Genomic DNA, 12,417 nt, shown 5'->3' on the forward strand with positions numbered 1-12,417 from the left:
AAGGTGCCGCTGAAACGCCGCTGTAACCGGATCGACAGTTTCGAGGTGACATTTATACCATCGGGACTAAACAGCGGCAACGCGCGCCATGCATTGCGCTTATTGGACTGAATGCCCGCCGGGCAGCCGATTGCGCACATTATCCCTCTCCCGATCGGCGGAAAAATAATTCCTTCGTGAGCGTGCGTGCGCCAGATATTGAGCTTGGCGCCGTCGCGCGCGAATTATTGTTCAAGACGACTTTATTGCGGCTCATTACACTGTCTTGCCAGAAATAGAGGGAAAAGTCGATATTCGATGAGAGGAGGCGCGATATTGGTTTCGAAACAAGGCGATGAGTGCGTTTCGAATGGCGGTGTTCAACCAGGTGCGTGTGCGCTGATGTGTGAGCACGCAAATATGTCCTGGAGATGACCATGATTCAGATTGGCACATTGCGGGTCAGTTTCGAGCAGCGCGAAATCCGGCGCAATGGCCTCGTGGTGCCGGTTGGCGCACGCGCATTCGATGTGCTCGAAGTGCTGTATCGCGCGAATGGCGTGATGCTCTCGAAAGAGGCGATCATGGATGCCGTCTGGCCCGGCTCGATCGTCGAGGAAAACCGTCTGCAGGTGCATGTGGCCGCGCTGCGCAAACTGCTGGGCGTGGAGCGCGATCTCATCAAGACCGTGGCGGGGCGCGGCTATGTGCTGGTTGCGCAGCGCATGCAGGGCGGCGGCGCGCAGACAGAACGCACGCTCGTCCCCGGCTTGTCAGCCGCATCGCCAGCCGCATCGCCGGGCGCGGCGCCGTTGCGGATCGCGCCGCTCATCGGACGCGAAGCCGAAATCGCCCGCATCGTCGAGCAGTTCGAACAGGTGGCGGTGACCACGGTGGTGGGCGCGGGCGGTATCGGCAAGACCTGCCTGGCGCGCCACGCTGCGCGCGAAATCCAGCAGCGCCATGGCCGCGCCGTGCGCTTCGTGGAACTGAACAAGGCCAATTCGCGCGAGAGCGTGCTCGCGGCGCTGGCCGAATCACTCGGTCTGCAGGGCGAGCCGGGCGTGTCCTGCGAAGACGCGATCTGCGCGGCCGTTGCAGCGTCGAATTGTCTGCTCGTGCTCGATAACGCCGAGCATGTGATCGACGTCGTGGCGGGTTTTGTCGATACGCTGGTGACGCGCCATCATGCCGCGCGCCTGCTCGTCACCAGCCGCGAGCCGCTGCATATCTGGGCCGAAGCCGTGCTGCGGCTCGAACCGCTCGCCGTGCCCGAAAGCGGGCTGCCGACTGACGCGATCCTCGCGTATTCCGCCGTCGCGCTGTTTCTGACCCGCGCCCGCGCGCTGGCGCCCGATTGCGCGCGCGACGACGCCAGCATCGCGCTCGTCGCCGAAATCTGCCGGCGCCTCGAAGGCTTGCCGCTGGCCATCGAACTGGCCGCCGCGCGCGTGGCCACGCTGGGCGTGGAAGGCGTGGCCTCGCGTCTGGACGACCGCCTCGATCTGCTCACGGGCGGGCTGCGTTCCACCTTGCCGCGCCATCAGACGCTGCGCGCGACCTTCGAGTGGAGCTATATGCTGCTCGACGCGGCGTCGCGCATCGTGTTCCGCCGCTGCGGCTGTTTCGCCGGCACGTTCACGTTCGACGCCGTCTGCGCGGTGACGGCCGAACCCGGCATGTCGATCGCCGTGATCGTGTCGAGCCTCTCTGAACTCGCGACCAAATCGCTGCTGAACGTGGAGTTTCGCGGCGCGATCGCCGTGTATCGGCTGACCGAAAGCACGCGCGCCTATGCACTCGAAAAGCTGCGCGACGAAGGCGAATCGCAGTCCATCGCCACGCGTCATGTGCGCTATATGCGCAAGCGCATCGAAGAAGGCGGCCCGTTCGTCGCGCAGCCGGAGCACGATTGCGCCGATGTGAGCGCGCGTCTGTCGCTCGACGATGCGCGCAGCGCCTACGACTGGGCGTTCTCCGACGATGGCGACAAGGCGCTGGGCGTCGCGCTCGCGGGCGCGCTGGTCGGCACCTTGCTGAGCGCCTCGCGCGTGCAGGAATGCTGCCAGCGTGCACAACGCGCGCTGGCGGTGCTCGACACGCTGCCGGCCGGTTCCGTCGATGCCGTGTGCGAAATGAAGCTGTGCGCGGCCTACGCGAGTTCCCTGCTGCACGTGGGCGACGACATGGGCCAGGCCGTCGCGCTGTGGGAGCGCGCGCTGCGCCTTGCGCGCGCCGCCAGCGACAGCGAGTTCGCCGCCGACGCGCTCTGGGGCCTGTGGAACACCATGCAGTCGCGCGGCGATATTCACGCTTCGCTGCGCTATGCCACGCGTTTTCAGCACGCGGCGGCAAGCGGCGACTCGCCGTGGCGGCGCTGGCTCGCGGAGCAGACCATCGCCATTTCGCTGCACTGTTTCGGCGAGCACGATCAGGCGCGCGAGCGGCTGGAACGCACGGTCGAAGCCTTCACGACGATCGGCGTCAACGCGCCGTCGCACGGCTGGCTCACGGTGTATCCGTTGATCTACGCACGCGGCACGCTCGCGCGCATCGCGCTGATTCAATGTCAGCCGGCGAAGGCGATGCAGCTGGTCGAAAGCACGCTCGAACTGATTCACGGCGATACGCTGGAACCTTCGCTGAGTCATGTGCTGGCCGCGGTGGCCGTACCGATCGCGCTCGATTGCGGCGCGCCGCAGGCGGACAACTATCTGGCGCTGCTGCGTTCGCAGTCGGCGAGCCATCGGCTGGATATCTGGCTCGATTACGCCGAATGCCTCGCGGCGAAGCGCGACATGCTGGCGGGCCACGCACAGGTTGCGCTCGAACGGCTCGAACCCGCGTTACAGCGGCTCGCGTCGCGCGGCTTCCGGCGCGTGGTCACGCCGTTTGTCGTGCTGCTCGCGCAGGCGCTTGCGCTGGCGGGCCGCTTCGAGGAAGCGCGCGTGCGGCTCGACGATGCGCTCGTCAACGCACGGGCCAACGGCGAGCGCTATTTCGCGCCGGAGTTGCAGCGCGCGCGTGGCTGGCTCGAATTGCGGCGCGCGGCGCAGCGCGGCACGCCCGTCGAGGAAATCGCGCGGCGCGAAGAAGCCGGCCGCCGTTTGATCGACGAAGCCATTGCGATGGCGCGTGCCGATAGCGCGCCGTTGTGGGAGTTGCGCGCCACGCTCGATCTCGCCGCGTATGCGCTGGAGCAGGGCGACGCGGCGCGGGCTTCGGCATTGATCGACGCTCTGCAGGCGTCGGGCATCGCGCCCGATGACGATGCACGCGCGCCCGATTTTCAGCGCCTCGCGACCCTCGCGAAAGCCGTTCAATCGCACCGCACGCCACGTGTGGAACGGCTCGCGCCGCAGTAAGTCTCCCTCTTTCGCCTTTCCCGTTTGCAGCGCATCGCGGTCCATCACGGACCGCGATGCCGCTTGCGTCTGCGCGTTCTCCACGCTTGCCCGGTATTTGCGCCTGAATTCAGGACTTTTCAGCTTCCGACAAGGACTTCAGGCGCACGCCTGCCTAATCTGTGCCCACGCATTGCGGCGCAGCTTCATGACTTCTCGCCTGCCGCATCGCGCCGATAACAGCCTGACTACAACGCGCAACCTCATCGCTTTTGCGTACGCAGCGATGCTTCGACGGAGATCCAGCATGAACACGCAGCAAATCGACACGTCCATTCCTTCGGCTTCGCGCCGCCGCATGTTGTCCGCCAGCGCGGGCATGGCCGGCGCCATGGCCGCCATGTCGAGCCTGTCGGCCAGCGCCGCGACCACGGCGGGCGGCGCTTCGCACGCGCATGCCACGGGCCATCATCACGGCGGCGGCTATGTGAATGCCAAGGACGGCACGCCGATCTATTTCAAGGACTGGGGCACGGGCACGCCGGTGGTGTTCTCGCACGGCTGGCCGCTGAGCGCCGACGCGTGGGACGCGCAGATGCTCTTCCTCGTGAATCAGGGCTATCGCGTGATCGCGCATGATCGCCGCGGCCATGGCCGCTCGGGCCAGCCGTCCGAGGGCAACGACATGGACACCTACGCCGACGATCTGGCCGCCGTGCTCGACGCGCTCGACGTGAAGGGCGCGATGCTCGTGGGTCACTCCACGGGCGGCGGCGAAGTGGCGCATTACATCGGCCGTCACGGCGAGAAGCGCGTGGCGAAGGCCGTGCTGATCGGCGCGGTGCCGCCGCAGATGGTCAAGTCGGCGAGCAACCCGAACGGCCTGCCGATGCAGGTATTCGACAACATCCGCGCCGGTGTGGCCGCGAACCGCTCGCAGTTCTATCTGGATCTGGCGCAGCCGTTCTACGGCTTCAACCGCCCGAACGCGAAGGTCTCGCAAGGCCTCGTGCAGGACTTCTGGCGCCAGGGCATGGCCGGTTCGATCAAAGGCCAGTACGAGTGCATCAAGCAGTTCTCGGAAGTCGATTACACCGACGACCTCAAGAAGATCAGCGTGCCCACGCTGATCCTGCACGGCGACGACGACCAGATCGTGCCGATCGACGATTCGGCGAAGCTCTCCGCGAAGATCGTCAAGAACGCGACGCTCAAGGTCTACGCAGGCGCGCCGCACGGCATGTGCAGCACGCACGTCGAACAGGTCAACGCCGATCTGCTCGCCTTCCTGAAGGCCTGATTCGGGTCATTCGGCATCCTGATCGATTCGATTATCTGAATTGAGCCGATTCAGAAAAATTTCAGGTATCGACAAGGACACGATGGCGCGAGCCGCCTAAGCTCGCCGCCATCGATTCACCTCTACACGGAGCACCACATGGCATACGAACTGTTGACCCCCGACACCTGCGCACTCGCGCTGATCGACCACCAGCCGCAGATGTTCTTCGGCACGCATTCGCACGAGCGCACCACGGTGCTGCATAACGTGCAGATCCTCGCGAAGGCCGCGAAGCTCTTCAAGGTGCCCACGGTGCTGACGACGATCGCTTCCGAATCGTTCAGCGGCCATCTGCTGCCGGAAGTGCAGGCGGTGTTTCCGCAACAGAAGCCGATCGACCGCACCTCGATGAACTCGTGGGAAGACGCCGGTTTCCGTGAGGCGATCAAGGCCACCGGCCGCAAGAAGATCGTGATCGCGGGTCTGTGGACCGAAGTGTGCGTGACTTTCCCGACCATCCAGATGCTCGCGGAAGGCTTCGAAATCTATGTGCCGACCGACGCGTGCGGCGACATCACCGAAGAAGCGCACGAGCGCGCCGTGCAGCGCATCGTCCAGGCGGGCGCCGTGCCGATGAACTCGCTGCAGTTCATGTGCGAGCTGCAACGCGACTGGGCGCGCGGCGAGACCTACGAAGGCTGCATGGACATCTTCAAGGCGCATAGCGCGTATGGCATCGGCGTGCGTTACGCGAAGCAGATCCTCGGCGAACACGCAAGCGAAGCCGCCTGAGTCTGAACGCGCGCGAGGCGGCTTTGAAACACGCCGCCTCGCGCGCCAGCAACACCACTATCCATCGCAACGAGAACACAGGAGAGCGTCGATGAGCGCACCCGATCAACCTGCCCGCGTCGCCGACCTGGTGATCTACAACGGCAAGATTGCCACCCAGGACGAACGCCGCTCGTTCGTCACCGCGCTGGCCGTGTCGAACGGCAAGGTCGTGGCGACGGGCAACGAGCGCGACGTCATGCAATGGGCCCGCGACGACGCGCGCCGTATCGACCTGAATGGCCGCACCGTGATTCCGGGTCTCAACGACTCGCACCTGCACGTGATTCGCGGCGGTCTGAACTTCAATATGGAATTGCGCTGGGACGGCGTGCCGTCGCTAGCCGACGCGCTCGACATGCTGCGCCAGCAGGTGGCGCGCACGCCCGCGCCGCAATGGGTGCGCGTGGTGGGCGGCTGGAACGAATTCCAGTTCGCCGAAAAACGCGGTCCCACGCTCGAAGAACTCAATGCCATCGCGCCGGATACGCCGGTGTTCATCCTGCATCTCTACGACAGCGCGCTGCTCAATGCGGCCGCGCTGCGCGCGGTGGGCTACGACCGCGACACGCCCAATCCGCCGGGCGGCGAAATCCAGCGCGACCGGCGCGGCAATCCCACCGGCATGCTGATCGCGCGTCCGAACGCGGGCCTGCTGTACGCCACGCTCGCCAAAGGTCCGAAGCTTCCCTTCGACGACCAGATGAATTCCTCGCGCCAGTTCATGCGCGAACTCAATCGGCTCGGCGTGACGAGCGCCATCGACGCGGGCGGCGGTTATCAGGCTTATCCCGACGACTACGCGGTCATCATGGAACTGGCGAAGCGCGACCAGCTCAGCATCCGCATTGCGTACAACCTGTTCACGCAGAACGCGAAGCGCGAAGTCGAGGATTTCGCCAAGTGGGTCAAGGCCACGCGCCCCGGCGACGGCGACGACTTTCTCAAGGTCAACGGCGCGGGCGAAATGCTGGTGTTTTCGGCCGCCGATTTCGAGGACTTCCTGGAGCCGCGCCCCGATCTGCCCGAAGGCATGGAGCAGGAACTCGAAGACGTCGTGCGCCTGCTGGTGCAAAACCGCTGGCCGTGGCGTCTGCACGCGACCTACGACGAATCGATCGACCGCTTCCTGAACGTCTTCGAGCGCGTCAACGCCGATACTCCGTTCGACGGCCTGCGCTGGTTCTTCGACCATTGCGAGACGATTTCGGAGCGCAATATCGAGCGTATCGCGGCACTGGGCGGCGGGATCGCCGTGCAGCATCGCATGGCGTATCAGGGCGAATACTTCATCGCGCAATACGGCGCCGAAGCCGCCGCGCACACGCCGCCGGTGCGCAAGATGCTGGAAGCGGGCCTGCCCGTGGGCGCGGGCACCGACGCCACGCGTGTGGCGAGCTACAACCCGTTCGTCTCGCTCTACTGGCTGGTGTCCGGCCGCACCGTGGGCGGCACGCCGATGTACGCGCAACGCGACCGCCTGGAGCGCATGGAAGCGCTGCGCCGCTACACCGTGGGCAGCGCCTGGTTCTCGAACGACGAGACGAAGAAAGGCGCGCTGGTGCCCGGCCAGTACGCCGATTTCGCCGTGTTAAGCGACGACTTTTTCACTGTCGACGAAGCCTCGATCAAGCATCTGACTTCCGTGCTGACCGTGGTGAACGGCCGCGTGGTGTACGCCGATGCCGAATTCGATTCGATCGCGCCGCCCGCGCTGCCGGTCAGCCCGACGTGGTCGCCGGTTGCGGAATTCGGTGGCTATGCGCGTTATCGGCCGGTGGTGGCGAACGCCGTCAACGCGATGAACGACGCCGCGCTCGCACAGGCGTGCAGCGATGCCTGCGTGAACCTGTGCGGCGTGCACCAGCATGCGCACGGCCGCGCGTGGCGCAGCAACGCGCCGGTGTCGGACCAGAACGGCTTCTGGGGCGCGCTCGGCTGTAGCTGCTTCGCGTTCTGAACCGGGAGCGCGCCGCCATGAAACGCATCGATACCGCCGACGCCGCGCTGCTGTTCCTGCGCGTGGCCGCGAGCCTGCTCGTGTTGTTCGTGCACGGATTGCCGAAAGCGCTGCACGTGCACGCGCAACTGGGCGCGATCGAAGATCCGCTGCATCTGGGCAGTGCTTTTACGCTCAGTTTCGCGATCTTCGCCGAAGTCGTGTGCCCGGTGCTGATGATCCTCGGCGTGTATACGCGGCTGGCCGCGCTGCCGATCCTGGTCGTCACGGTCGTCGCGCTGGGCCTCGTGCACCCGGACTGGACGCTCGAACAGGGGCAGTTCGCGTGGATGCTGCTGATCCTGTTCGGCACCGTGGCGATCGGCGGAGCGGGGCGTTATCGCCTGAGCTGGCCGCTCGCCGCGCAGCAGACGCATCGCGCGTGAAACCTGCGGGTTTGGGGTTTCATCGCGCCGGGCGATAACAACGCAAAGAACAACACATGGGAGAGGGGGCATGCGGGCAGCGTCATGGAGCGCGCGTGGGGTCGTGGGAGAAGTGGCGGGCGTGCGCATTCCGTGCACGCCGGTGGCCATCGCCGCCGCCGAATGCGCGCACGCGGCGCTGCCGCCGGTGCTGCTCGGCCACGCGAGCCGCGTGTTCGTGTTCGCGGCGCTGAATGCGCGGCGCGGTGGCCTTGCCTGCGACGAAGGCACGCTTTACGTCAGTTCGATGTACGCGAACATGGGTTTGAGCGCGGCCTACGCGCATTCGACGGCGCGCTACGAACTGGATAGCGCCGACGCCGCGCGCGGCCTTCTGCAACGGCATGGCGCGAGCGTGCGCGACCAGGACGAAGCGTGGCTCGCCATTGCGATGCACACCACGCCGGGCATTCCGGCGCGTGTTTCGCCACTTGCCGATGTGCTGGCGGCGGCGGTGCGCACCGATCTGGTCGCCGAACGTTTCGATGCGTATTCGGGCGGCGAGCGCGCGGGCGTGCTGGCGGCGTATCCGCGTGGCAAGGGCTTCGAGGAAGAGCTGATCGGCGCAATCGGGCGCGGCGTGGCCCACCGGCCGCACACGACCTTCGGCACCGTCAGCGCCGATGTGCTGGACCGCGTCGATGCCGATTATTGCCGCGTGAACTACTGCGGACAGATTCTCGGTTCGCGCTGGCAGGAGATGAACGCGGGCGTGGACGGGCGCATGCGCCGCCGCGCCTGGTAGTCGAGCAGTACCGCGCGCCACGCGCACACCGCGTCGCGCGCGGCACAGAAAGGAGAAGCAGAGATGTCATATCTGATTTCGCTGGGAGCGGGCCTCGTGGTCGGCTTCCTCTATTACTTCGCGCGGGTGCAGTCGCCCGCGCCGCCGTTGATCGCGCTGGCCGGGCTGCTGGGCATCGTGATCGGCGAACACGCCATTCCGTTCGTGCAGGCGCAACTGAAGCCGCCCGTGGTGCAGACGCAGGCTGCGCCGCCCGACCTCGCCACCATCGCAAAGGCCGCCCCGACATGCGGCAACGAGCCTTGAGTCCCGCAGCCGTTCTCGCGCCGTTGCGCGGCGAAAACGTGGTGCTCGCGTTCGTCGCGGGCTATGTCGATACGCTGGGTTTCGTCGCGCTGTTCGGCCTGTTCACGGCGCACGTGACCGGCAATTTCATTCTGATCGGCTCGGGTCTCGCGGGCGCGGGTAGCGGGCTGCTGATCAAGTGGCTCGCGTTCCCGGCCTTTATCGCGGGCATCGTGGCGGCGCGCGTGCTCGACAACCATCTGCGCGAGCGCTCGCACGGCATGCGCGTAAGCGGTCTCTACGCGCTGCAGATCGCGCTGCTTGCGGCGTTCATGATCGCGGGCCTGCTGGCCGCGCCGATCACCCATGCCGATGCGCCGCTCACCATCGTGTGCGGGCTGCTGGGCGCGGCGGGCATGGGCGTGCAGAACGCGCACGCGCGGCTCACCGCGCGCAGCGTGGTCGCGAATACGGTCATGACCGGCAACGTCACGCAAGCCGTGATCGACGTGTTCGATCTGCTGGTTCCCGGTCACGCTCGCGTCGATCGCAGCGAAACGCGCGAGCGGCTCGCGCGCACGCTGCCGCCGGTGCTGGCGTTCGCGCTGGGTGCGGGCGGCGGCGCGCTCGGCTGGCTCAGTGGCTCGTTCTGGGCGCTGGCCTTGCCGCTCGCGCTGCTGGCGATGCTGGCTGTCTCGGCGTGGCAAAGCGCGCAGGCCGAGACGGCCGCCTGAACTCTCTACGTCGTAACTTCATCAGGAGCTTTACGTGAATCTTGCTTGCATTCAACGTCCCGCGCGCGTACTGGTCGCCGCGCTTGCGGCACTCGGTTTCATGCTGCCCGCCACGGGCGCCTTCGCCGACGACGCGCAGTATCCGAGCGCCGCGCAAACGCCCGTGGTGTCCGTCGGCCCGCAATACGACACCACGCACGTCTATGTCGCGAATGACGATATCGACGCTTTCGTCAACAGCTTCCTCGCCACCTTCGGCGGCAAGGCCTCGCCGCGCGCCGTGTTCACGGTCACGCCGACGCCCAGCAAAACCGCCTCGCAATACGTGCAGACGCCGGTGGGCATGCTCTCGGTGTTCGCGTTCCAGACGCCGGTGCCTTACCCGTTCGGCAACGAGCGCACCGGCTATCTGGTCACCGATATCGACAAGGCCGTGCGCGCCGCACGCGCTTCGGGCGCGGACGTATTGGTTGAATCGTTCGACGATCCGATCGGCAAGGACGCCATCATCCAGTGGCCGGGCGGGCTGACGATGCAGCTTTACTGGCACACGAAGGCGCCGTCCTATGCGCCGCTCGACTACGTGCCGGACAACCGCGTCTATGTGTCGAAGTACGAGGCGCAGAATTTCATCAAGCGTTTCCTGCGCTTCTCGCACGGCAAGATCGTCGCCGATAACCATCGCGCCGATGGCGCCGAGATCGGCAAGCCGGGCGAAACGATTCGCCGCGTGCGTATCCAGTCGGGCTTCGGCAACATGCTGGTGTTCGTGACGGACGGCAAGCTGCCTTATCCGTATGGCCGCGAGACCACGGGCTACGACGTCCCCGATCTCGATGCCACGCTTGCCAAGGCGCAAGCCGCCGGCGTGAAACTGCTGGTGCCGGCCGCGCAGAACGCGGAAGGCCGCACGGCCATGGTCGAGTTCCCCGGCGGCTACGTGGCCGAACTGCATCAGCGAGCGAAGTAAGCGGCATGCACACGAGCAAGAGAGTCAGGAGTGCGCGCGTGCAGGCTTTCACGTGGCGGCGTGCTGCGCTTGCGGGCGCGGTGTTCGCCGGTTTGAACGCGGGCGCGGCGCATGCGCAGACGGCAAGCGCACCGGCATCGGCGGCCTGCAATGCGCAGCGTCCGATCCCATCGTTCAACCGCTGGCAGGAAGACTGGAGCGCGCTGGCCAATCCGTGCGTGCCGCGCAAACCGCTCGATACGCTCAAATACATTCCGCTGTCGAGCGATCCGTCCTGGTATCTCTCGCTCGGCGCGAATCTGCGCGAGCGCTTCGAACTGAACAACACGCCGCTGTTTGGCCTCGGCGCGGCCAAAGCCGATAGCTGGCTGATCCAGCGCGCGCAGGTCCATGCCGATGCGCGCTTCGGCGAGCATGTGCAGGCGTTCTTCCAGCTCGAGGATGCGCGCCCGTATGGCAAGGATGCGGTCACGCCGGTCGATAAAAATCCGCTCGATATCGAGCAGGCTTTTGTGGCTTTCGTCTATGGCGTGGGCGGCGGCACGTTCAAGGCGCGGGTCGGCCGCCAGGAAATGGCGTTCGACTTGCAGCGCTTCATTTCCGTGCGCGACGGCCCGAACGTGCGTCAGGCCTTCGATGCGCTGTGGGCCGACTACGAGATCGGCAAGTGGCGCTTTATCGGCTATCTGACGCAGCCGGTGCAATACCGCGACGTGGATACCTTCGACGATGTCTCGAACGGTCATCTCATGTTCAGCGGCGTGCGCGTGGAGCGGGCGAGCGTCGGGCCGGGCGATCTGTCCGCGTACTGGTCGCGTTACGAGCGCGATAACGCGCGCTTTATCGATGCGAGCGGCAACGAGCGGCGCGATGTGTTCGATGCGCGCTATGCGGGCAAATCGGCGCCGTTCGACTGGGACGTGGAAACGATGTTCCAGACCGGCCGCGTGGGCGCCGATACCGTGAGCGCCTGGGCCTTCGGCGCGCTGGGCGGCTATACGCTGGCGGCGCTGCCCGGCACGCCGCGTGTGGGCCTGCAGGTCGATGGCGCGTCGGGCGACCGGCATCCGGGCGATGGGCGGGTGGGCACTTTCAACCCGCTGTTTCCGAACGGCTATTACTTCACGCTCGCGGGCTATGCGGGCTACAGCAACCTGATTCACGTCAAGCCCTCGCTGACCTTCAAGGTCACGCCGAAGGTGACCTTGCTGACCGCGCTCGGTTTTCAGTGGCGCGAGACCACCGCCGACGCCATCTACGGCCAGGGCATGGCAACCGTGCCGGGCACGGCGGGCAAGGGCAGTAGCTGGACCGGCATGTATGCGCAGGTGCGCGCGGACTGGATCGTCAACGACAACGTGGCGCTGGCGCTCGAAGCCGTGCATTTCGAGGTGGGCGATTCGATCCGCGCATTGGGCGCGCGCAACGCGGATTACGTCGGCGTGGAAGCGAAATTCGGCTGGTGAGCGATAGGAAACAGGGGAACGAGATGGTCAAGCAGATGCATAGCCTCGAAGTCGCGCGGCTGACTGCCGCCGCGCGCGCCAACATCGACGATGCGCGCCTGTGGCGCTGGTACGCCGATCTCATGGAAGACGAGCGCGTGAGTTGCACGCGCACGCGGCACGGCTGGCAGATCACGGTGGATGGGCGCTGCACGGTCGAGGACGAATCGTTCGATTCGGCCGTGCGCCGCGCCGTAGAGGCGTGGAGCGATATCGCGCAGACCCAGGTGAAGCTGCTGCGCCGCCGCAAGAGCGCGGCAAAGCTCAATCTGAATAGTGCGGGCGCGTTGCCGCAATTCTGGTGAAAAACGAAAGCGG

The 12,417-nt window shown here is 66.0% G+C and carries 11 protein-coding genes; all 11 read left to right on the top strand.

The window, feature by feature from the left end:
- Positions 1-416: 416 nt before the first annotated feature.
- The 11 genes from G3N59_RS15820 (at position 417) to G3N59_RS15870 (ending at position 12,404) form a co-directional block, all read left to right on the top strand.
- On the top strand, positions 417-3,344 hold the full coding sequence (locus tag G3N59_RS15820) for a winged helix-turn-helix domain-containing protein (protein WP_205983554.1): 2,928 nt from the start codon (positions 417-419) through the stop codon (positions 3,342-3,344).
- A gap of 286 nt (positions 3,345-3,630) precedes the next feature.
- Positions 3,631-4,623, top strand: a complete 993-nt coding sequence (locus G3N59_RS15825) for an alpha/beta hydrolase (protein WP_205983555.1) — start codon at positions 3,631-3,633, stop codon at positions 4,621-4,623.
- A 138-nt stretch (positions 4,624-4,761) separates the two neighbouring features.
- Positions 4,762-5,397 (top strand): hydrolase, encoded by a 636-nt coding sequence (locus G3N59_RS15830; RefSeq protein ID WP_205983556.1) that lies wholly within the window; start codon positions 4,762-4,764, stop codon positions 5,395-5,397.
- A gap of 91 nt (positions 5,398-5,488) precedes the next feature.
- Positions 5,489-7,396 carry an amidohydrolase gene (locus G3N59_RS15835; protein WP_205983557.1) on the top strand — a complete coding sequence of 636 codons (1,908 nt, stop codon included), beginning with the start codon at positions 5,489-5,491 and terminating at the stop codon, positions 7,394-7,396.
- 17 nt (positions 7,397-7,413) lie between these two features.
- Positions 7,414-7,821, top strand: coding sequence for a DoxX family protein (locus G3N59_RS15840; protein WP_205983558.1), 408 nt, complete (start codon positions 7,414-7,416; stop codon positions 7,819-7,821).
- Between the two features lie 70 nt (positions 7,822-7,891).
- A complete protein-coding gene (locus tag G3N59_RS15845) occupies positions 7,892-8,605 on the top strand; it encodes a phosphohydrolase (RefSeq protein ID WP_205983559.1) in 714 nt (237 codons plus the stop codon).
- Between the two features lie 63 nt (positions 8,606-8,668).
- On the top strand, positions 8,669-8,911 hold the full coding sequence (locus tag G3N59_RS15850; protein ID WP_205983560.1) for a DUF1427 family protein: 243 nt from the start codon (positions 8,669-8,671) through the stop codon (positions 8,909-8,911).
- On the top strand, positions 8,893-9,624 hold the full coding sequence (locus G3N59_RS15855; RefSeq protein ID WP_205983561.1) for a YoaK family protein: 732 nt from the start codon (positions 8,893-8,895) through the stop codon (positions 9,622-9,624). Before G3N59_RS15850 ends, G3N59_RS15855 begins: the two co-directional genes overlap by 19 nt.
- Positions 9,625-9,724: 100 nt before the next feature.
- A complete protein-coding gene (locus tag G3N59_RS15860; protein WP_241023485.1) occupies positions 9,725-10,594 on the top strand; it encodes a glyoxalase in 870 nt (289 codons plus the stop codon).
- A 5-nt stretch (positions 10,595-10,599) separates the two neighbouring features.
- On the top strand, positions 10,600-12,060 hold the full coding sequence (locus G3N59_RS15865; protein WP_205983563.1) for an alginate export family protein: 1,461 nt from the start codon (positions 10,600-10,602) through the stop codon (positions 12,058-12,060).
- A gap of 23 nt (positions 12,061-12,083) precedes the next feature.
- On the top strand, positions 12,084-12,404 hold the full coding sequence (locus G3N59_RS15870) for a hypothetical protein (protein ID WP_205983564.1): 321 nt from the start codon (positions 12,084-12,086) through the stop codon (positions 12,402-12,404).
- The last annotated feature ends 13 nt before the right edge of the window (positions 12,405-12,417 follow it).

Source organism: Paraburkholderia sp. Ac-20340 (assembly GCF_017104965.1).
In the GTDB taxonomy this organism is placed as follows: Bacteria; Pseudomonadota; Gammaproteobacteria; order Burkholderiales; family Burkholderiaceae; genus Paraburkholderia.

Excerpts from the sequence above, each read along its gene's own strand:
- G3N59_RS15820 (WP_205983554.1), top strand. The coding sequence starts at position 417 with ATGATTCAGATTGGCACATTGCGGGTCAGTTTCGAGCAGCGCGAAATC.
- G3N59_RS15825 (WP_205983555.1), top strand. The coding sequence starts at position 3,631 with ATGAACACGCAGCAAATCGACACGTCCATTCCTTCGGCTTCGCGCCGC.
- G3N59_RS15830 (WP_205983556.1), top strand. The coding sequence starts at position 4,762 with ATGGCATACGAACTGTTGACCCCCGACACCTGCGCACTCGCGCTGATC.
- G3N59_RS15835 (WP_205983557.1), top strand. The coding sequence starts at position 5,489 with ATGAGCGCACCCGATCAACCTGCCCGCGTCGCCGACCTGGTGATCTAC.
- G3N59_RS15840 (WP_205983558.1), top strand. The coding sequence starts at position 7,414 with ATGAAACGCATCGATACCGCCGACGCCGCGCTGCTGTTCCTGCGCGTG.
- G3N59_RS15845 (WP_205983559.1), top strand. The coding sequence starts at position 7,892 with ATGCGGGCAGCGTCATGGAGCGCGCGTGGGGTCGTGGGAGAAGTGGCG.
- G3N59_RS15850 (WP_205983560.1), top strand. The coding sequence starts at position 8,669 with ATGTCATATCTGATTTCGCTGGGAGCGGGCCTCGTGGTCGGCTTCCTC.
- G3N59_RS15855 (WP_205983561.1), top strand. The coding sequence starts at position 8,893 with ATGCGGCAACGAGCCTTGAGTCCCGCAGCCGTTCTCGCGCCGTTGCGC.
- G3N59_RS15860 (WP_241023485.1), top strand. The coding sequence starts at position 9,725 with ATGCTGCCCGCCACGGGCGCCTTCGCCGACGACGCGCAGTATCCGAGC.
- G3N59_RS15865 (WP_205983563.1), top strand. The coding sequence starts at position 10,600 with ATGCACACGAGCAAGAGAGTCAGGAGTGCGCGCGTGCAGGCTTTCACG.
- G3N59_RS15870 (WP_205983564.1), top strand. The coding sequence starts at position 12,084 with ATGGTCAAGCAGATGCATAGCCTCGAAGTCGCGCGGCTGACTGCCGCC.